The organism is Paraburkholderia bannensis NBRC 103871, assembly GCF_000685015.1.
In the GTDB taxonomy this organism is placed as follows: Bacteria; Pseudomonadota; Gammaproteobacteria; order Burkholderiales; family Burkholderiaceae; genus Paraburkholderia; species Paraburkholderia bannensis.
The window spans coordinates 59,123-79,781 of record NZ_BAYA01000031.1; the positions used below are offsets into that span (position 1 = coordinate 59,123).

16 protein-coding genes are annotated in these 20,659 nt (G+C 65.9%); 8 read left to right on the forward strand and 8 right to left on the reverse strand.

From position 1 onward, the window contains the following. Window positions 1–33: 33 nt before the first annotated feature. Entirely contained in the window at window positions 34–2,394 is a 2,361-nt protein-coding gene (locus tag BBA01S_RS32095; protein ID WP_027820011.1) for a TonB-dependent hemoglobin/transferrin/lactoferrin family receptor, read from the reverse strand. Window positions 2,395–2,794: 400 nt separating this feature from the next. Here BBA01S_RS32095 and BBA01S_RS32100 point away from each other — a divergent pair, with 400 nt between their 5' ends. Continuing rightward, a complete protein-coding gene (locus tag BBA01S_RS32100; protein WP_027820012.1) occupies window positions 2,795–3,418 on the forward strand; it encodes a TetR/AcrR family transcriptional regulator in 624 nt (207 codons plus the stop codon). 16 nt (window positions 3,419–3,434) lie between these two features. On the opposite strand, the gene BBA01S_RS32105 is transcribed toward BBA01S_RS32100, so the two are convergent. Then, window positions 3,435–4,634 (reverse strand): MFS transporter, encoded by a 1,200-nt coding sequence (locus BBA01S_RS32105; RefSeq protein ID WP_027820013.1) that lies wholly within the window; start codon window positions 4,632–4,634, stop codon window positions 3,435–3,437. 97 nt (window positions 4,635–4,731) lie between these two features. Between BBA01S_RS32105 and BBA01S_RS43750 the strand changes: the two genes are divergently transcribed. Beyond that, entirely contained in the window at window positions 4,732–5,676 is a 945-nt protein-coding gene (locus BBA01S_RS43750) for a LysR substrate-binding domain-containing protein (protein WP_063750579.1), read from the forward strand. 9 nt (window positions 5,677–5,685) lie between these two features. Then, window positions 5,686–6,528: an AraC family transcriptional regulator gene (locus BBA01S_RS43755; protein ID WP_042298265.1), complete on the forward strand. Its 843-nt coding sequence runs from the start codon at window positions 5,686–5,688 to the stop codon at window positions 6,526–6,528. 19 nt (window positions 6,529–6,547) lie between these two features. On the opposite strand, the gene BBA01S_RS32120 is transcribed toward BBA01S_RS43755, so the two are convergent. The 6 genes from BBA01S_RS32120 to BBA01S_RS32145 all read right to left on the reverse strand — a co-directional run bounded on the left by BBA01S_RS32120 (window position 6,548) and on the right by BBA01S_RS32145 (window position 12,567). Beyond that, a complete protein-coding gene (locus BBA01S_RS32120; protein WP_027820014.1) occupies window positions 6,548–7,585 on the reverse strand; it encodes a helix-turn-helix domain-containing protein in 1,038 nt (345 codons plus the stop codon). A gap of 245 nt (window positions 7,586–7,830) precedes the next feature. Next, window positions 7,831–8,640: an ethanolamine ammonia-lyase subunit EutC gene (gene eutC / locus BBA01S_RS32125; protein WP_027820015.1), complete on the reverse strand. Its 810-nt coding sequence runs from the start codon at window positions 8,638–8,640 to the stop codon at window positions 7,831–7,833. Then, window positions 8,637–10,046, reverse strand: a complete 1,410-nt coding sequence (locus tag BBA01S_RS32130; RefSeq protein ID WP_027820016.1) for an ethanolamine ammonia-lyase subunit EutB — start codon at window positions 10,044–10,046, stop codon at window positions 8,637–8,639. The genes eutC and BBA01S_RS32130 overlap by 4 nt, the downstream gene beginning before the upstream one ends. Before the next feature lie 47 nt (window positions 10,047–10,093). Further along, a complete protein-coding gene (gene eat / locus BBA01S_RS32135; protein ID WP_027820017.1) occupies window positions 10,094–11,506 on the reverse strand; it encodes an ethanolamine permease in 1,413 nt (470 codons plus the stop codon). A 234-nt stretch (window positions 11,507–11,740) separates the two neighbouring features. Then, entirely contained in the window at window positions 11,741–12,286 is a 546-nt protein-coding gene (locus tag BBA01S_RS45595) for a BrnA antitoxin family protein (RefSeq protein ID WP_063750580.1), read from the reverse strand. Continuing rightward, window positions 12,283–12,567: a BrnT family toxin gene (locus BBA01S_RS32145; protein WP_042298277.1), complete on the reverse strand. Its 285-nt coding sequence runs from the start codon at window positions 12,565–12,567 to the stop codon at window positions 12,283–12,285. The genes BBA01S_RS45595 and BBA01S_RS32145 overlap by 4 nt, the downstream gene beginning before the upstream one ends. A gap of 316 nt (window positions 12,568–12,883) precedes the next feature. On the opposite strand from BBA01S_RS32145, the gene BBA01S_RS43765 reads away from it, so the two are divergent. The 5 genes from BBA01S_RS43765 (at window position 12,884) to BBA01S_RS32170 (ending at window position 20,578) form a co-directional block, all read left to right on the forward strand. Beyond that, window positions 12,884–14,296, forward strand: coding sequence for a TolC family protein (locus BBA01S_RS43765; protein WP_245641645.1), 1,413 nt, complete (start codon window positions 12,884–12,886; stop codon window positions 14,294–14,296). A gap of 5 nt (window positions 14,297–14,301) precedes the next feature. Then, window positions 14,302–15,435: an efflux RND transporter periplasmic adaptor subunit gene (locus BBA01S_RS32155; RefSeq protein ID WP_027820019.1), complete on the forward strand. Its 1,134-nt coding sequence runs from the start codon at window positions 14,302–14,304 to the stop codon at window positions 15,433–15,435. Then, complete coding sequence (locus BBA01S_RS32160; RefSeq protein WP_027820020.1) at window positions 15,432–18,491, forward strand: efflux RND transporter permease subunit; 3,060 nt, start codon at window positions 15,432–15,434, stop codon at window positions 18,489–18,491. The genes BBA01S_RS32155 and BBA01S_RS32160 overlap by 4 nt, the downstream gene beginning before the upstream one ends. A gap of 66 nt (window positions 18,492–18,557) precedes the next feature. Next, window positions 18,558–19,220 carry a response regulator gene (locus BBA01S_RS32165; RefSeq protein ID WP_027820021.1) on the forward strand — a complete coding sequence of 221 codons (663 nt, stop codon included), beginning with the start codon at window positions 18,558–18,560 and terminating at the stop codon, window positions 19,218–19,220. Further along, window positions 19,217–20,578 carry an ATP-binding protein gene (locus tag BBA01S_RS32170; RefSeq protein WP_027820022.1) on the forward strand — a complete coding sequence of 454 codons (1,362 nt, stop codon included), beginning with the start codon at window positions 19,217–19,219 and terminating at the stop codon, window positions 20,576–20,578. The genes BBA01S_RS32165 and BBA01S_RS32170 overlap by 4 nt, the downstream gene beginning before the upstream one ends. The last annotated feature ends 81 nt before the right edge of the window (window positions 20,579–20,659 follow it).

Here is a 20,659-nt window from a genome sequence, read left to right on the forward strand (position 1 = left end):
TGCCTGATTGCATTGAACAGTTGAATACGTCGCTCAGAAGTCGATCTTCATGCCCACGTTGAAGTTGCGGCCCGGCGCGGTGTACGCGTCGATCTTCGCCGCGCTGTCGCTGTCCGAGAGACCGCGCACGTCGTTCCAGATCCAGTACTTGCGGTCGAATACGTTGTCGATGCCCGCCGTCACGCTCACATGGCGCGTGATGTTGTAGCCCGCGTGCAGGTCGAGAATCGTGTACGACGGCGTCGAGTAATACGACGCGGTGGACATCGTCGACTTGCTCTTGCGCGAGTTGTAGGTGAGGTCGGCGCTTGCGAACCAGCGCTCCGTGGGCGCGTATTTCACGCCGAGCACGACCGCGAGCGGCGGCACCGTATCCAGACCCGACGTCACGCCGTCCTTGGTCTCGGTGCCGTGGATCCACGCGAAGCCGCCCTTCACTTCCAGGCTGTCGTTCACGTACCAGTCGGCCTTGCCTTCGAGGCCCTGAATCGAGGCCTTCGAGTAGTTCACGTACTGCACCGTGTACGGATTGGTCGCGGAGGTCACGCTGCCGCCAATCACCTTCGTATCGATGAAGTTGCTGTAGCGGCCCGCGAACGCAGCGGCGCTGTAGTTCACCTGGCCATGACCGACGCCCAGCTTGCCGCGCAGGCCCAGTTCGACCGAATTGCTGGTTTCGGGCTTCAGGTTCGGATTGCCGACCTGCTGGTAATAGAGGCCGTACGAACCCGCCGGGTTATAGAAGCTGTTGACCTGGTACGCGGACGGCGCGCGGAATCCATGCGCGTACTGCACATAAGGCACGAACGCGGGCGAGACTTCGTAGAGCACCGCGAGGCGTGGCGAGATCGCGTTGCCCGTGGACGACGTAGTCGGCTTGGTCGAGGTCGCCGACATGGACTCGTAGGTCGCGTCCGGATGCGGCGTCATGTTGTACCAGTCGAAGCGCACGCCCGGCACCACGCTCAGCTTGTTCCAGCGGATCTCGTCCTGCACGAACGCGCCGAATGCGGTCTGCGTGGTCTTCGGGAACGCTTCCGGATAGCCGTCCGAAGCGCTTGTCCATTCCGATCCCGCCGAGCTTGCGGTGCTGTAGTGCGAGACGCTCGCGTCGAAACCGTAGGTCAGCTTGTGCTGCAGCGGCCCGGTCGCGAAGGCGCTGTCGGCCACGACGCTGCCGCCCAGAATGTTGTCGCCGTAATCGTTGGTGCGCGTGCGCGACGAGCTAGCGCCACTGGAGTTCGTGCCGCCAATGTCGAGCGTCTGCCGCGTGGACGCATTCCGGTAGTACAACGAAGTGTGAAGTTGCTGGAAGTACGGATTCGTCACATCGCGATGGTCGTAGTCCAGCTGCACGCGGTTGCTGTTCACCTCGTTGCCGGTCACGTAGCTGTTGGCCGTGTAGCCGCTCCACGTGTACGCGCCGCCCAGTTGCGAAAGACCGTCGCTTGAGTTCGCATTACTAATTGTTTCAGCAGTAATTTTTAGCGTGTCCTGCGGCGTCAATTTAAAAACGATCTTGCCGAGCGCGCTGCGGTTGTTGTACGTGAGCGGGTCGGCTTCCGAGCGCGTCGCGCCCAGCGTGTTGCTGTCGCCCTTGTTGTCGGTCTCGTGGCCGTGGCGCCCGGACAGCGCCACCATGCCCTGCACCACGTCGCCACCGAATGCGGCCGTGGCCGTCGAGCCCCAGCTCCGGTCGGTCGAGTCGTAGCCTGCCTTCAACGAGAAGTAAGTCGGCTTGTTGTAGATCGACAGCAGGTCGCTCGGATCCTTGGTCACGAAGTTGACCGCGCCGGTCAGGCCGTCGCTGCCGTACAGCGCCGAAGTCGGGCCGCGCAGCACTTCGATGCGCTGATAGAGGTCGGTGTTCAGGTAGTCGGCGCGACCCGCCGAGCCCGAACCGAACGCATAGGACTGCGGCAGCGGCACACCGTCTTCGAGCAGCAGCACCTGGTTGCCTTCGAGGCCGCGAATATTGATGCCCTCGTTGCCCGCACGCCCCGACGACCCCGTGATCCCCGACGGCCGATACGCCGAATGGCGCACTTCGACGCCAGGCTCGTACTTGAGCGCGTCCTTGACGTCCTTCGCGTTGTTCTCGTCGATATCGTCGCTCGTGATGACCGAGACCGTGGCCGCCGTGCGGTTCGGGTCAGCGCTGCCGCCGCGCGTGGCCGTGACCGTGACGGCCTTGAGCGCCTGCTCGCGGCGCAGCGCGTCGGCGCGCATGGGTTTGGCGGAGGACGCGTCGGTCGTGGTCGCGGTGGCGGCGGTGCTCGCAGTCGCGTCGGGCGTGGCCGCTTGAGCGGCCAGTGCGTTGCTGGCGTAAAGCGCGCAGGCTTCGGCGATGAGCGCCGGCAGCACGCGCCGCACCAGTCTTTGCTTAAGTTGCATCAAATCTACCCCGTAGTCAGAATCCAGGCTTTCCGGCTTCTTACGAACCGAAAGCGGGCTCGATCTTATCCTGGATGCAAACAATTCTCATTTACTTTTTAAAATGCGGTTAGGTTCGGTGACTTGAAGGCAACCTGAAAGCAAGACCTTGCATCTAGCCTTCAAACTCGAAAATCGCCGATTTATCAGGCAGTTAGTTGCTAACACGCGGTCTCGATAGAAACAGTCGCGTATGTATGTTTCGCGCAGCACCGAAAGCGGCAAGTCCCTTTATGCCGTATGGGTATTTGGCTCGAAAACGGCCCGAATCGGCATAAATCGGCCAGAAATGTCCGGTTGAGAAGCGAAACCGGCACGGGAGTCACCACGCGACGACGGGGCGAACCAGTAAAATCGCGTCATGGATTCGACCGCCACCCCGCAACGCCTGACCGACCGCAAGCGCGCCGCCATTCTGGAAGCGGCCATCGAGGAATTTCTCGCCGCCGGTTACGACGCCACCAGCATGGATCGCATCGCCGCACGGGCGAGCGTCTCCAAGCGCACGGTCTATAACCACTTCCCGAGCAAGGAGGCGCTGTTCGCGGCGATCCTCATGCGCCTGTGGGACGCGAGCCAGACCGGCGCGCCGCCCGCCTACCGCGCCGCCGAACCGTTGCGGGCGCAACTACTCGCGCTGCTCGCGCGCAAGCTGCGCCTGATGGCCGACGAATCGTTCCTGGCGCTCGCGCGCGTGGCGATCGCGGCAGGCATCCACTCGCCCGAGCGCGCCCGCGACATGGTCGCGCGGCTAGGCGAGCGCGAGGAAGACGTGACTGTATGGATCCGCGCGGCCGCCGCCGACGGGCGCCTGCGCATCGACGATCCGCTCTTTGCGGCGCAGGAACTGCAGGGGATGGTGAAGGGATTCGCGTTCTGGCCGCAGGTGACGATGGGCCAGCCGCCGCTGGATGCGGCCGCGCAAGTGCGGATCGCCGAATCTGCCGCCGATATGTTCCTTGCACGCTACGCTTCGAAGCACTGACACCAGTTGGCGGCGGTTAGCGCACTAACGCCCGCGCCTGGCCTGACGACGCGCCGTGGCGCGCACCCTCGCGCCAGAAGCGCCACGCGAGCAGCCCGGCCAGCGCCTGGGCGCCCATCACGAACGCCACACAGCCGCCCCAACCCCATAGCCGCCAGGCGGGTACGGGCAGTATCGATCCCAGGCTGCCGCCCAGGTAATAGAACGACAGATAAAGGCCGATGGCCGTGGGCCGCGCCGCCCCGGCGCTCTGCGAGATGAAGGCATTGGCCGCCGCCTGCTCGACGAACACGGCGGTCGAGCCGAGCGCGAGTCCCAGCAGGATCGGCACCAGACCATGTGCGAGCGTGAGCAGCGCCCCCGCCAGCGCGAGCCACGCCGCCCAGATCGCAAGATCGCGCGGAGAGCGATGACGCGCGATGCGTCCTGCGATCGGCGTGACCACCATCGCGAGCAGGAACACCGCGTAAATCGCACCGATCTGCGCGGTGCCAAAGCCATACGGCGGCTGCGCGAGTCGCAGCCCCGCGAACGTGAACGTCGCCACCTGCGAGGCAAGCACGCACGCACCGAAGCCGAACGCCGCCAGCAGTGAAGGCCGCGTGAAAAGTTGCAGACGTGAAGGTGTCGGCAGGTCGTCCACACGCGTTTCAGCAAGCATCGGCGGCTTGTGCGGCAGCCACGCGTATATCGCCACGCCCGCCGCGAGGCTCAACAGCGCGACCGCATCGAGCGCATGACGCCAGCCCAGCGCCGCCACGCACGCATTGGTCACGAAGCGCCCCGCAAAACCGCCCAGCGTGGTTCCCGCGACGAACAGCGCGCTGACCTCCGCGATTTCCTCGCGCGAAAAGCACTCGCCGATAAACGACACCGCGATCGCGAAGATAAACGGCATCAGCAAGCCGACGGCAAAGCGCGCCGCGAGAAACGACGCGAAGCCGTCCGCATGCGCGGCCCACAGCGCGGGCAACGCGGACGCCATCGCCGCACCCGCGATGACCGTGCGGCGAGCCAGCCGCGCCGCGATTGCGCCGACGAATGGCGCGATAATGGCGACGGCCAGCGTGGTCGCGCTCACGCCCTGCCCCGCCTGTTCGGCGCTGATGCCGAACGCCGCCGCCAGTTCGCGCAGGATGCCCTGCGTGGCGTAGAGATTGAGAAACGCCGCGCAGCCGCAGAGAAAAAACGCCGCGCGCAAGGGCTTGCCTGACATGAAGGGTTTCCGTGACGATATGCGTCCCTTCAGTCTGCCAGGCGCGCGCGCCGCGGGCCAATACCGAATTTGTCGTCATTGATACCGGAAGCCTCACATGCTCGACCTGCGCCGCCTGCGCTACTTCGTGACTGTCGCCGACGAACTGCACTTCGGCCGCGCCGCCGAACGCCTGCACATCGCCCAGCCGCCGCTCACGCGCCAGATCGCCGCGCTCGAAACAGAGCTGGGCCTGCGCCTGTTCGAGCGCTCGACGCGCAACGTCACGCTCACGCCCGAAGGCGTGCAGTTCCTCGATCACGCGCGCCAGGTCATCGACGCGGCCCTGAGTGCACAGACCTCGGCGCAACGGCTCGCGAGCGGCGCGGCGGGACGGCTGGCGATCGGCTACACGAGTTCCATTCCGATGTCGCGCGTATTCAGCGAAATCGTGCGCGCATTCGGCCGCCGTGCGCCCGAAGTGGAACTGAGCTTTCGCGAAGTGGCCAGCGTCGAGCACCATCGGCAGATTGCGGCGGGCGTGCTCGATATCGCATTTGGCTGGGCAGCGACGGAACCGTTGCCGCCGGCACTCACTCAGCGCGTGCTGGCCAGCGAGCCGCTGGTCGCCGCCGTCCCCAGCAGCAGCGATCACGCCGCGCATGACGCGATCGACTTCGCCGCGCTCGCGCACGAAGCGTTCATCACCTACCCACCGGGCCAGGGTTCGGCGCTCAATGCGGCGCTCAACCGGCTGTGCGCGAAGGCGGGCCTCACGCCGCATCTGGGGCCGACCGCGACGCAGGTCGCGACCCTCGTGGCGCTCGTCGCCGCCGAGCGCGGCGTGGCGATCGTGCCCGCCTCCGTGGCCGCGTTGCACATGCCCGGCGTGCGCTACGTGCCGCTCGCGGGCGAAACGCCGCTCGAACAGACGCTGCTGTGGCGCGCGCAGGGCGCGTCGCGCTGCGCACTGCGTTTCGTCGAATTCGCGATTGAGTGCGCCGGATCCGCCGATCGCGCCGACTGCGTCGAAACCAGCGCCCAGCCGGCGCAACCCACCTGAAGCCGCGCCATGCCGAAGTCCCGCTCGAAATCCAGCCGCCAGCGCAACGCGCAGCACCTGCGCCAGCCGCCCTTCATCGACACGCTGCCGGTGCCCGTCTACTTTCGCACCGAGCACATGCCTTCGCACGCGACCTATCCGTCGATGTGCCATCCGTGGGGCGAGTTCGTCTATTCGTTCAGCGGCATCACCGAGGTCACCACGCGCGAGGACTACCTTCTCGCCCCGCCGCACATGGCCTTATGGATCGCGCCCGGCACCGAGCACGTGGGTTTCAATCACGCCGAGACCGTGCATTGCTCGGTCTATATCGAGCGCGACCTGTGCGGCGCGCTGCCCGCGCAGACCTGCGCGGTGATGGTGTCGCCGCTCGTGCGCGCGATGCTCGAACATCTGCGCGCGCTGCCGCCCGAGGGCCACGATGGTCTGGAGTCGCCCACGCGCTCGCGCCTGCTACGCGTGCTGGTCGACCAGTTGAGCACCTGCGCGACGACGGGCAGCTACCTGCCGCACGCGGACGATCCGGAACTGGACGCCGTACTCAAGGTGTTCCACGACAATCCCGCCGATAGCCGCCCGCTGGCTGAACTCGCCTCGGCGTTCCATATGAGCGAGCGCACGCTGATGCGCCACGCGCAGCGCGAACTGGGGATGTCGTTGACGGAATGGCGCGCGCGCCTGCGGCTGGTGAGCGCGCTGCCGCTGCTCCAGGCGGGGCGCAGCGTGGAATCGGTGGCACTCGACCTGGGTTATGCGACTTCGTCGGCATTTATCGCGATGTTCAGGCGCTTGACGGGCACGAGTCCCGGCAAGTTCATCGCCCGGCCCGCCAATCATCAGGTGTCCGGATGATTGGCGTTGTGCGGCGAGGTTACGCCGCGCGCAACGCTTCCGAAGGCCGCATGCCGAACATGCGCCGGTAATCCGTCGCGAACTGGCTCAAGTGCCAGAAGCCCCATGCCGCCGCCACGTCCTGCACGGAACCTGCCGCGCGCCCGCACAGGTCGCGGCGCGCGCCGTTCAGGCGCAGCGCGCGCAGATACGTGGCGGGCGCCATGCCCAGCACATCCTGGAAGCAGTATTGCAAGGTGCGCCGGCTCACATGCAGTTGCTCGCAGAGTTCGGGCACGCCGACCGGACGCGTGCGGTGCGCGAGCACATAATCGCGCGCCTGCGCCACGATCCAGCGGCGGCGCGAAGGCGCATCGGCAAGCGTGTCGCCCGGCTCGTCGTCGTGCGCCGTGCAGGCATCGAAGAGCGCCGCCAGCAGTTCCGCCTGCACGTCGTCGCGCTCGATATCGGAGAGCATCGCGCTGCTGTCGTCGCCTTCGTCGCTTTCATGGGTGTTGCCCAGGCGCTGCGCAAGCAGCGCGCAGAGTTGCGCGAGGCGCGCCGCACCCGCGCGCACCGTGGGCGCGGACGGCAGGCGCGCGTCGAGCGGCACGCGCTCCACCGTCTGCGCATAGTGGCGCAGCACGTCGCCGCGCACCACCACGCCGTAAATCGAGAACTGCGCGGGCGTGAGCAGCTCGAATTCGACATTGCCGGGCCGCACGGCAATAGCGTGCTCGCCAAACGGCTGCGAATCGATGCGCGCCTGCGCGTCGGCCGCTGCGGGAATGCCGAACCAGTACGCGTCGCCACGCACCTCGCACGCCTGACGCAGTGTGTGGCTCGTGGTCTCGCAGAAAATCTTCATGGTGTCGAGCGGGATCTCCGTCAAGGTGCCGACGAAGCGCCCCGCCGCGAGCTGGTCGTAAGTCTGCCGCCAGCCGACCAGGTTGCGCGCCTGTTCATCGGCGTCATGCGCGACGCTCACGACCGCGCGGCCTGCCGGGACATGCGCGCCCTGGGCGTTGAGGCGGGTGTCTTCCGCGGTCTGTTCGATGCGCGTGGCCGCTTGATTCATGGGGGACTCCTTGCGCATGAGTAGGTCGAAACGATCGGGTTTCGATGCAAAATTCGCGCCAGGTATGTGCGAGGCAAATGCGGCGGGGAGTTGAAGGCGTATGTATGACCGTTGCGTGTCTGTCATGTGCCGTGGCGGCACACTTTCGCGCCCGTGGCGCGGTTTATCGATGTTCAAAATCGGCGCATCCTGGCGAGATGCGCCGTGGCACACGCCCCAAAAGGGTGCGCAGGCCAGGCGACGCTTTATACGGCCTCGACCCGCGCCACGTCAGGCGCTTGCGGCAAGGTCGCGTCGCTATCGTCCTTCAGGCCCACGCCAGTGAGCCCAAGACGCCGCGCGTGCGTGAGCAGGTAATGCAGCTTGTGTGCCGCCGCTTCGTACGGCAGGCCCTCGGGCCGCACGTTCGAAATGCAGTTGCGCAGCGCGTCGTGACAGCCCACCTTCGGCGCCCACGTGAGATAGACGCCCAGGCTATCGGGCGAGCTCAGGCCAGGCCGCTCGCCGATCAACATGGCGACAAGCTTCGCACCCAGCAATTCGCCGATTTCGTCGCCGAGCGCCACGCGCGCCTGACGCGCCACGACCACCGGGCCAATGCGCCATTCGTTCGTGCCCGCGTCGTCCTGGAGCCGCCTGCGCACCGCCTGCAGCAGCGGCAACGCCTGCTTCGCCGCCGCAAACGCCGACAGCCCGTCGCCGACCACGAACACCACATCGGGCGCTTCGTGCGTGGCACTCGCGCCCACTTGCGCCAGCGCCTCGCGGCTCTCGTCGCTCAACCGGCGCCCCAGATCGGGCCGACGCAAATAATGCTGCCGGTCGCTGGCCGCGCTTTCGGCACCGAGCGTCGCAAATCCTTCGGCTTCAAGTTGCGCGCGCAACGTTTGCGCATCGAGCGGCTGATGCACTGCGTCGCGCGCCTGTGCGTGCGAGAGGTTGAACGCCAGCAGCGGTGCGGTCGGCAGCCCATTGCCCGCGCGGCCCAGCGCAATGCGCGCATTCGTAAACGCCTTCAGCCCGGCCCAGGGATTCTTTTCGACGGCATCGCTCATGCGTTCGCTCCCTGGCCTATACCCATCCATTCGTTCGCGCCCGCGAGCAGCGGAACGCGCGTGGAGCCCGGCAGCAGCGCGCCTTTGGCATCGGCGATTTCCATGGTTTCCAGCCATTCCTCGAACTCGGGCGCGCGGCGCAGACCCAGCACTTCACGCACATAAAGCGCGTCATGGAACGAAGTGCTCTGGTAATTGAGCATCACGTCGTCGGCGCCGGGAATGCCCATGATGAAGTTGATACCCGCCGTGCCCAGCAGCGTGAGCAGCGTGTCCATGTCGTCCGAATCGGCTTCGGCGTGATTGGTGTAGCAGATATCGCAACCCATCGGCACCCCTAACAACTTGCCGCAGAAATGGTCTTCCAGCCCGGCGCGAATGATCTGCTTGCCGTCGTAGAGATATTCCGGGCCGATAAAGCCCACCACCGTGTTGACGAGGAACGGATCGAAGTGGCGCGCGACCGCGTAGGCACGCACTTCGCAGGTCTGCTGGTCGACGCCGAAGTGCGCGTTCGCGGACAGCGCGCTGCCCTGTCCCGTTTCGAAATACATGAGGTTATTGCCAACGGTGCCGCGCTTGAGCGACAGCGCTGCTTCGTGCGCCTCGCCCAGCAGTGCAAGCGAAATACCGAAGCTCGCGTTGGCTTTTTCGGTGCCTGCAATCGACTGGAAGACGAGGTCGACGGGCGCGCCTTTTTCAATCGCCGCGATCGTGTTGGTGACGTGCGTGAGCACGCACGATTGCGTGGGCACGCGGTAACGCTCGCGAAAACCGTCGATCATCGTAAGCAGCTTGACGATGGCCGCGAGGCTGTCCGTGGCGGGATTGATGCCGATCATCGCGTCGCCGCAGCCGTACATCAGGCCGTCGAGCATCGATGCGGCGATCCCCTTCACATCGTCGGTGGGATGGTTGGGCTGCAGGCGCACCGACATGCGCCCCGGCAAGCCCACTGTGTTGCGAAAGCGCGTGATCACCGGACGCTTGCGCGCCACCGCGATCAAGTCCTGGTTGCGCATGATCTTGGAGACCGCTGCCACCATCTCGGGCGTGAGACCCGGCCCCACGCGCGCGAGCGCCACGCTGTCCGCTGCGGGCGAAAGCAGCCAGTTGCGGAAGTCGCCCACGGTCAGGTGCGAAACCATCGCGAACGCCTGCGCGTCATGCGTATCGACGATCAGGCGCGTGACTTCGTCGCTCTCGTAAGGAACCAGCGCCTCGTTCAGGAAGGTCTTGAGCGGCACGTCGGCCAGCGCCATCTTCGCGGCAACGCGCTCCTCCTCGCTGGCCGCCGCGACACCCGCTAGCTGGTCGCCGCTGCGCAGCGGACTCGCCTTCGCGAGCAGGGTCTTGAGGTCAGCGAAACGGTAGGTTCGCGGGCCGATCGTCTCCGTATAGGCCATCGGTTCAACTCCTGCGCTCTGGCATGGTGCAGACGTTCATTGTGCGCTCATTCCTCCAGCAGCGCGCCGGACGTTTCCAGCGGCTGCGCGGCTTGCGCGGCGGCTTCGCGTTGCGAGCGGGTCGCGAGGAAATAAGCATAGCCCAGCGCGAGGAAGCCCACGAAGATCACGGCGACGAGCGCATTGAAATACACCATCGTGCCGAGGCAAACCAGCGCGGCCAGCAGCGCAAATGCCGGGAAGAACGGATAGAGCGGCGCGCGGAACGGCCGTTCCAGGCGCGGCTGCGTGCGGCGCAGTTTGAACAGCGCGGCCATGCTGACGATATACATGACGATGGCGCCGAACACCGACATCGTGACGATATTCGCCGTGAGCGTCTGGCCGCCGAACTGGATCAGCTCGTCGCTATAGATGGCCGCAATGCCGACCACGCCGCCCGCGATGATCGCGCGATAAGGCGTCTTGAAGCGCGGGTGCACCTTGGCGAGCCACGCGGGCAGATAGCCTTCGCGGGCGAGCGCGAAGATCTGGCGCGAGTAGCCCAGGATAATGCCGTGGAACGACGCGACCAGACCGAACAGGCCGAGCCATACGAGCATATGCATCCAGCCACTGTGCTCGCCGACGATGTATTTCATCGCTTGCGGCAGCGGGTCGTTGATGTTCGCGAGCTTCGTCCAGTCGCCCGCGCCGCCCGCGAACACCATCACGCCCACGGCAAGCGCCACCAGCGTCAGGATGCCGGCGACATACGCAATCGGAATCGAGCGCTTGGGGTTCTTCGCTTCCTCGGCGGCCATGGCCACGCCTTCGATGGCGAGGAAGAACCAGATCGCGAACGGAATCGCCGCGAACATGCCGTTGAACGCGCCCAGCGAAAAGTGATCGGCGCCCGACCAGCCGCCCTTCGTGAAGTGATCCCACGAGAAGCCTGGCGACACCACGCCCATGAACACGAGCAATTCGAAGATCGCGAACAGCGTGACGACCAGTTCGAACGTGGCGGCGATCTGCACGCCTACGATATTGAGCGCCATGAACACGAGGTAAGCGCCCATCGCAGCGTGCTTGGGCTCCAGCCCCGGAAACTGCACATGCAGATAGGCGCCGATGGCGAGCGCGATCGCAGGCGGCGCGAACACGAATTCGACGAGCGTGGCCGCGCCCGCGAGATAGCCGCCGACGGGGCCGAACGCGCGGCGCGCGTAGGCGAACGGGCCGCCCGCATGGGGAATCGACGTCGTGAGCTCGGTGAAGCTGAAAATAAACGTGGTGTACATGGCCGCCACGAACAGCGCCGTGACGACGAAACCCAGCGTGCCGGCGCTCGCCCAGCCGTAGCTCCAGCCGAAGTATTCCCCGGAAATCACGAGCCCGACGGCAATGCCCCACAGTTGCCATGTGCCGAGCGTCTGCTGAAGCGCAGGCGCGGAATGGCCTTTCGACTCTGCGTGCATGGTGTTTTCTCCTCGATAAAGGCCCGCGTGGCCGGCTGCGAATCGGCGAATGCGCTCGACGGCAAGCCAGGCGGGGATGGGAACCATGCTAGAGAGTCATTAATCGACGTGTTATCGAAAATCGGCAATCTTGATTCTTACATTTTCCATACGGATGACTTCGCCGTGAGCATTCGATTCGTTGAGTCGGCCGGGTTTCCTTGCACGTAAAAAAACCGCCCGAGGGCGGTTTTGCTAGGGATGCGCTGGGCGCTTCCTGGAAGCGCGCTTCACGATGGCGCCGGTCTCCTGTTCACTTCCAGAAGCTCTGACCTGGGCAGTGAGTTCCTTGACCAGCTTGACCGGCCGGGCGGCCTTGATGCACTCCTTGACGACATCCACGGCCGACACAGCGCGACGCAGATTGTCCAACTCCTGGCGCGAGAAGTCCGAATGCCTGTTCGCGTGTTCAACCGTGTGAAGCACCTTGTCGAAAGCGTCGGACGCGTCCGCAATCGTATTGATAAATACGGCGTTCTCGCGTTCCCGGATTGCCTTTTCGACTGCCAGGGATTCGGCGATCTGCTTTAGCGACAACGCAATATCCGGCTCCTGCCCGGCCTTCAGCACGCCTCTGAGCGCTTCGTTGATCAGCGTCTGGTAGCCCTTTCCTTCATTCGCGGCGCGCTCGCGAAATGCCTGAAGGACATCGTCGTCCAGCATGATCGTAATGCGCGTTTTGCCCTTGGGGTCGAGAACCGGGCCGCGCTTCGCCTGTGAGAAATCGAAGGTTTCGCTCATCGCTGTGCCTCGTATTGCGTTCGTTCCGATGCGTCTGCCCGCCGTGCGGAGATCAAGGCAATATCGCCATTCTCCTCGTACGCATAGCACACAAAAAGAATCGCCCCGACACCGTTCATTGCCACGGTAACGAAGCGCTGTTCACTATGGCGATTGTCGGGCAGCGTCAAGGCGTAATAGTCCATGAAGAACGTGTCGTCGACATCGACAAAATCGACATCGTGATCCTGGATGTTCCTAAGACGCTTGTCTTCATTCCATACGATGTTGGTCTGAGTCATTATATGCATAAAATATGCATACCACAAGGTTCCGTCCCGAACCCTCGCAGCTAGCGTGTTGATGGGGCATGACCACTCTCGATCGAGACGAAAAAGCATATCGGGGCACTACGTAATCGCGGCCTGAATCCCGCCCACAACGCGACAGAAGCTTGAGCGAAATCGCCCCTCCCGCTTTTTCATGGCGCGCCATGCCGCACACCGGCACATCGACACTCGGCATCCCTTAAGGGACACATAAGCGTTTACCCCGCAGAATGCCTCGCAATGCTGCCGCCCATCGCTTGCAGCGCCTGCATTCATCGAGGAACGTCCGTTGTCCTGCCTGTTTTTCCGTATGCCATTTCGCGCGTTGCCGGTCGCTGCCCTGTTGCTGGGCGGCTGTGCCGTCTATCACGCGAAGCCGCTGCCGTCGAACGATTCGCTGCTCACGCAGGATGCGCTCGGGCGCGTGCAGATCGACCCGGCGAAGATGCCCCTGCCCGCCCTCGCGGCGCATCGCTTCGATCCGTCCGATGGTTTCGATATCGACGAAGTCGCGATGCTGGCCGTCGTCAACAATCCGGATCTGCGGCTCGCGCGCGACGATCTGCACATTGCACAGGCGCAGGCGTTTTCCGCAGGACTGCTTCCCGATCCGCAGGTGGGCATATCGAGCGACTATCCTGGTGCGGCGGGCCTGTCGCGTGCGTTCAGCTACGGCTTGAGCATGGACGTGATGGCGCTCGTCACGCGCGGCGCCAACCAGCGCTCCGCCGACGCCACCGTGCGCAAGACCGACCTGGGCCTGCTCTGGCAGGAATGGCAGGTCGTCGCGCAGGCGCGCCAGTTGTACGTCAAGACGCGCTTCCAGGACGAGACGCTGCCGTTGCTCGCGCAACAAGCCGACCTCGCGCAGCAGCGCTACGCGCGCATCGCGCACGCCGCCAGCGAGCACAACGTCACCGTCGACGCGGCAACGGCGGCGCTCACCGCCGCGCAGGACGCGCGCAAACAATATGTCGATATGCAGCGCGCCCGCGAGCAATCGCACCACGACCTGAATGCGCTGCTCGGCATCGCGCCCGACGTCGACCTGCCGTTGACTGGCGACGCGCAAGTCGCCCCGATCGATGCCGCCACGCTCTCAGCAGCACTCGATGCGCTGCCGCAACGCCGCCCCGACCTGATCGCCTTGCAGGCGGGCTATGACGCGCAGGAGCAGAAGTATCGCGCTGCCATTCTCAACCAGTTCCCGAGCCTCTCCGTGGGCTTCACGCGCCAGCGCGATACGTCGGAGATCTACACGAGCGGCTTCGCGATCAACCTCACGCTGCCGGTGTTCAACCGCAATCGCGGCAACATCGCCATCGAACAGGCCACGCGCCAGCGTCTCGCCGACGAGTACCAAGGCCGCCTGAACACCACCCGCGCCGATATCGCGCACTTGCAGGCCGACGGCGCGCTGGCGTCGCATCAACTCGACGAAGACGAAGCGGCGCTGCCCGAACTCGACCGCGCGGCGGCCAGTGCGCGCAGTGCCTACGCCGCGCATGACATCGCCATCGGCCAGTACGTCGATGCGCAAAGCGCGGCGGTTTCCCGCCGCGTCGATGCCGCCACCGCGCGCGAAGCGCTCGCGGAACAGCGCATCGCCCTGCAAGCGCTGCTGGGCAGCACGATTGCCGAGCCCTACGGCGCGGCGAACAACAACACGTCGGCCTTTGCGCCCACTTCCGCCACTCGCTGATACTCATGTCCAACCGCAATTTTCCCCTGCGTACCGCCGCGTACGCCCTGTGCGCCGTTGGTGCGCTCGCTGCGGGCGGCGCGTTCCTGGCCGTCGGCACGGCGCATGCCGATGCGCCCGCCAACGGCGCTAACGCCGATGCCGCCCCCTCCGTCGCCGTGCAGACCGCGAAAGCCGTGCGCGAAAGCGTCTCGCAACAGATCGTGGCCTACGGCGTCGTCGCCACGGCGGGCGCGAATGCCGCCACCGTGAGCCTGCCTTACGTCGCGCGCGTCACGCGCGTGCTGGTGCAACCGGGCCAGCGCGTTGCGCGCGGCGCGGCACTTTTCATCGTGCAGGCCGACCCCGCCGCCGTGGTCGCGCTCACGCAGGCGCAAAGCAGCGCGACGCTCGCGCGCGGCGAACTCGCACGCACCCAGGCGCTCTATCGCGACAACCTCGCCACGCAATCGCAGCTTGCCGCTGCGCAAAAGGCGCTTGACGACGCCAATCAGGCCATCGCCGCGCAAAGCGCCTCGGGCATTGCCGCCGGGGCCAAGACCGTCACCGCGCCCGCTGCGGGCGTCGTCGCGCAGGTCAGCGCCGCGCCCGGCGACCAGGTGCAGGCGGGCAGCGCGCTCGCGCAACTGGTCGGCGCGAACGCCGGCGACGCGAAAACGCCCAACGTCTCGCTAGGCGTCGAAGCCGCCGACGCCGCGCTGATCCACCCGGGCGAGCGCGTCGTGCTGCATGCGCTCGCCGCCTCGCAGCAGTCGATGCAGGCGCCAGGCCAGATCGCGATGGTGGGCGCGTCCGTCGATGCGCAAAGCCAGCTTGTCGACGTCGGCGCGAGCGTGCCGCTGGCAGGCACCGCGTTCCTGCCCGGCACGCGCGTGCGCGCCGAGATCGACGCGCAGCCGGGCACCTGGTGGAGCGTGCCGCGCGCGGCCGTGCTGCAGGACACGCACGGATCGTACGTTTACCAGGTTGTCCCAGGCAACAAGGCACATCGCGTGGCCGTGACCGTCAAGGTCGAACACGGCGATGTCTATGGCGTGGACGGCGCGCTCGACGCGGCGCGCCCGCTTGTCGTGAGCGGCAACTACGAACTTGAGGAAGGCATGGCCGTGCGCCTGAACAACCCGGGCGGCGCGCAATGACTTTTGGCCAATGGATGCAGCGCCACCGGCGCTCGCTGCTGTTCGTGATCGCGCTGGCCGCCGTCGCGGGCGCGCTCACGGCGATGAAGCTGCCGATCTCGCTGTTCCCGAACGTGTCGTTTCCGCGCGCCGTGGTCTCGCTCGATGCGGGCGACCGCCCCGCCGAGCAGATGGCCACGCTCGTCACGATGCCCGTCGAGGAAGCGCTGCGACGCGTGCCCAACGTGCGCGACGTCGAATCGCGCACGAGCCGTGGCGCGGCGGAAATCTCGCTGAATTTCGACTGGGGCACCGACATGTCCCAGGCGACCCTGCAGGCGCAATCGGCCATCGCCGAGATCCTCGCGACGCTGCCGCCCGGCACGTCCATGCAGGTGCGCCGCATGGATCCGACCGTGTTCCCGGTGATCGCGTACAGCCTGACGTCCTCGCAGCGCTCGCTGTCCCAGCTTTACGATCTCGCGCAGTTCCAGTTGCGTCCGCTGCTCTCGTCGGTTGCCGGCGTGGCGCGTGTGGACATCACGGGCGGCGCGCGCGACGAGCTGGAAGTCGCCGTCGATCCCGCGCGCCTGGCTGCATACAAGCTTTCGGTCGCCGATGTTTCGCGTGCGATCGGCGCGGGCAACGTGCTGATGGCCACCGGCCGCATCGAAGACCACGACAAGCTCTACCTCGTCGTCGCCAACGCGGCTGTCAACGGCCTGGACGCGCTGAAGAACGTGGTCGTCTCCACATCGGGCGCGAACCAGGTGCGCCTTGGCGATATCGCCACGGTTTCGCAGGGCACGGTGCCGCAGTGGATCCGCGTGACGGCAGACGGTAAGGATGCCGTACTGATCAACGTCTATCAGCAGCCCGGCGCGAACAGCGTGGCGATGGCGCAAGCGATCCGCACGCGGCTTGCCACCTTCGGCAAGCAGATGCCGCCTGGCGTGCACCTGTCCAACTGGTACGACCAGAGCGAACTGGTGATCGCGTCGGCCACCAGCGTGCGCGACGCCATCATGATCGGCGTGGTGCTGGCCGCGCTCACGCTCTTCGTGTTCCTGCGCAACCTCAAGATCACGCTGATCGCCGTGGCGCTCGTGCCCATCGTGATGGCCGCGACCATCCTGCTGCTCGACGTGTTCGGCATGGGCTTCAACATCATGACGCTCGGCGGCATGGCGGCGGCCGTGGGGCTCGTGATCGACGACGCGATCGTCATGATCGAGCACATCGCACGGCGGATGCGCGAGGCCGGCTCGCACGCGTTCCATGGCCGCGTGATGAGCGCGGCGCTTGAATTCACGCGACCGCTCGCGGGGTCTTCGGCGGCGACGCTCATCATCTTCGTGCCGCTCGCGTTTCTTTCGGGCGTCACAGGAGCCTTTTTCAAGGCCCTTTCGGTGACGATGGCCAGCGCCCTCTTCATCTCGTTCCTCGTCACGTGGCTGGCGATCCCGATTCTGTGCGACCGCTGGCTCACCGCGAAAGACGCCGAGGAACATCGCGAAACGCGTTTCGCCGCGTGGCTCAATCGCGGCTACGCCAGGCTCGTCGCCCGTGTGAGCGCCCGCCCGGTGTGGGCGCTCGCGCTGCTCGTGCCGCTGCTGCTGGCCGCCGCGTTCGCCTTCACGCGTGTGGGCAGCGGCTTCATGCCGTCGATGGACGAAGGCGGCTTCGTGCTCGACTATCACACGCGCCCCGGCACCTCGATCACCGAAACCGATCGCCTCATGCAGCAGGTGGAAGCCATCATCCGCGCCAATCCGAACGTCGCGACCTATTCGCGGCGCACCGGCGCGGGACTGGGCGGCGACCTCAACGAGCCGAACAAGGGCGACTTCTTCGTGCGCCTGAAATCGGGCTCGCGCGAGCCCATCGACACGGTGATGGAGGAGATCCGTTCAAAGATCGACTCCCAGGTGCCCGGCGTGAGCGTCGAACTCGCGCAGTTGATGGAAGACCTGATCGGCGACCTGACCGCCGTGCCTCAGCCAGTGCAGATCAAGATCTATTCCGACGATACGAAACAGCTCGACGACACCGCGCAGCGCGTCGCCGCACGCATCGGCAAGATCGCGGGCATTGTCGACGTGAACGACGGGATCAATCCGGCAGGCGACGCCATCGATCTGCATATCCGCCCCGACGCCGCGGCCGCCGAAGGCATGGATCCGCAGGCCATCGCGCAGCAGGTCAACGACCTGCTCGACGGCAACGTGGCCACGCAGTACCAGAGCGGGCCCAAGAGCGTCGGCGTGCGCGTGCGGGCGCAAGGCGCACTGCACATGACGGATACGGCGCTGGGCCAGTTGCCGGTTCGCGCACCCGACGGCCATGTGTTCGCGCTCGCGCGCGTGGCCGACCGCGTGACGGTGAGCGGCCAGCCCGAGATCAGCCGCGACAATCTCAAGCGCATGGTGGCGGTGACGGCGCGCATCGACGGACGCGATCTGGGCTCGACCATCGCCGATGTGCAGCATGCGCTCGCCGATCCGAGCCTCTTGCCGAGCGGCGTCTATTACGAGCTGGGCGGTCTCTACCAGCAGCAACAGATCGCGTTCAAGGGCCTCATGGCCGTGTTCGGCGCGGCGGTGGCGCTGGTGTTCGGGCTGCTGCTGTTCCTCTACGAACGCTTTCGCGTGGCGCTGGCCGTGATGGCGATGCCGCTGTGCGCGACGGGCGCGGTCTTCATCGGCCTGTGGGTCACGGGGATCGAGCTGAATATCTCCGCGATGATGGGCATGACGATGATCATCGGCATTGTCACGGAAGTGGCCATTTTCTACGTCTCCGAATTCCAGGCGCTGGTGCGCGACGAAGGCCTGCCGCTGCACGAAGCGCTCCAGGCTGCGGGCCGTAACCGCCTGCGCCCGATCGCGATGACCACCATCGCCGCGATCCTTGCGCTGCTGCCGCTGGCGTTCGCGCTCGGCCAGGGTTCGGCGATGCAGCAGCCTTTGGCGGTCGCGATCATTTCAGGGCTGATCGTGCAGATGCCGCTTGTGCTGCTGGTGCTGCCCGCCCTGCTGCGTCTGCTGCTGGGCCGCAACGAGGCCCGAAAGGCATGAGCCATGGTCACGAATGAGCGACAATCTGAGCAACAATCATCGAACGATGCAAACTGGAGCACCACGATGCGCCTCCTACTGGTGGAAGACGACGAGATGATCGCCGAGCCCGTGCTCGACGGGCTGCGCCGCGAAGGCTATGCCGTCGACTGGGCGAAGGACGGACGCGAGGCCGAACTCTCGCTCGCCAATGACGTGTACGACCTCGTGCTGCTCGACCTGGGCCTGCCGAAAAAAGACGGCGTGACCGTGCTGTCCGCCTACCGGCGGCGCGGCGGCGAAGCGCCGATCCTCATCCTCACCGCGCGCGACAGCGTGACAGACCGCGTGGCCGGACTCGATGCGGGCGCGGACGACTACCTCGTCAAGCCCTTCGACCTGGACGAGCTGGCTGCACGCGCCCGCGCGCTGCTGCGCCGGCGCACGGGCCGCAAGCAGCCCGTCTACGCGCATAGCAATCTCACACTCGACCCGGCCGCGCACGAGGTCACGATGGACGGCGCGCCCATTGCGCTGGTGCCGCGCGAATTCGCGCTGCTGCACGTGCTGATCGAGGAACCCGCACGCGTCTTCACCAAGGCCGAACTGGAAGAGCGGCTCTATGGCTGGGGCGAGGAAGTGGGCAGCAACACCATCGAAGTGCATGTGCACAGCCTGCGCCGCAAGATCGGCGCGGAACAGATCGTGACGGTGCGCGGCGTGGGCTATCGGCTCAAGAGGGCGCAATGAGGTCGATCAAGCGCCGCCTGCTGGGCTGGCTGATCTGCGGCTTCGCCGTGGGGTCGGCGGTGGCGGGCTTCGGCATTTTCCACACCGCGCGCAACGAAGCGAGCGAACTGTTCGACTACGAGCTGCGCGCGGTCGCGCTCTCGCTGCCTTCCAGTTTGCACGCCGGCCACGGCAGCGATCCGCATGAGCCCGACATGCAGGGCATTGCCGACGACCGCATCCTCATCGAGATCTGGGATCGCAACGGCACGGCCATCTATCACTCGTCGCAGGCCGAACCGCTGCCGCGCAATCCCGCAGGCTTCCATACCTTCGAGCACGAGGAATCGCACTGGCGCACCTTTGGCGTGCAGCAGCCCGATCGCTTCGTGCAGGTCGCGCAGCCGATTTCCGTGCGCGAAGCGCTGGCGCTGCGGCTCGCGCTGCACACGGTCTGGCCGCTCGCGCTGTTCGTGCCGGTGGCCATCGTGCTCGTGCTGCTGGTGGTGGCGCGCGGGCTGGCGCCCGTCGGCGCGCTCTCGGCGCTGCTGGCCGCGCGCTCGCACAACACGCTCGGGCCGCTCAAGCTCGACGGCTCGGTGCCGATCGAGTTGCGTCCGCTCGTGGAAGCGCTCAACGATCTGCTCGCGCGCTTGAATACGGCCTCGCAGGCGCAGCGCACGTTTATCGCCGATGCCGCGCATGAACTGCGCTCGCCGCTTGCCGCGCTCAAGCTGCAATTGCAGGCCGCGTTCCGCGACGGCACGCTCAGCGGCGAGCCGCATACCACGGAGCGCATCGAAACGCGCCTGAACCGCCTGATCCGGCTGGTGCAGCAGTTGCTCACGCTCGCACGCGAGGACGCCCAGGCGGAACTGCCCATCGCCGCGTTGAGCCTGCGCCGCCTGGGCGAGCAGGCCATCGGCGATCTCTCGCTGCTCGCCGAAGAAAAGAACATCGATCTCGGCCTGGAACTGCGCCCGCCCGTCACCGAAGACGACGCCTGCAACGTGGCCGCCGACGCGCACGGCCTTGCCACGCTGCTCAGCAACCTGCTCGACAACGCGATCCGCTACACGCCGCCCGGCGGCAAGATCGATCTCGTGCTGACGCGCTCGAACGGCCACGTTGGCTTCGACGTGGTGGACAACGGGCCTGGCATTCCCGAAGAACATCTGGAGCGCGTGCTGGATCGCTTTTATCGGGCCAATCATGTGCCGGGCACCGGCAGCGGGCTGGGACTGTCGATTGCGATGCGCATTGCGCAACGGCATGGCCTGACGCTGGTGTTGCGCAACAATCCGGGCGGCAAGGGCTTGACGGCTTCGGTGCGCGGGCTTTCGGCGCAGGCAGAAACGGAAGCGAAAGCGCACGTTTAATACTGGGCGGCAATTGTCTGCCGCCCATTTTTCCTTGCTCATCGATAAGGAATGCTATTCAAGCCGCCGTCATCGACAGGC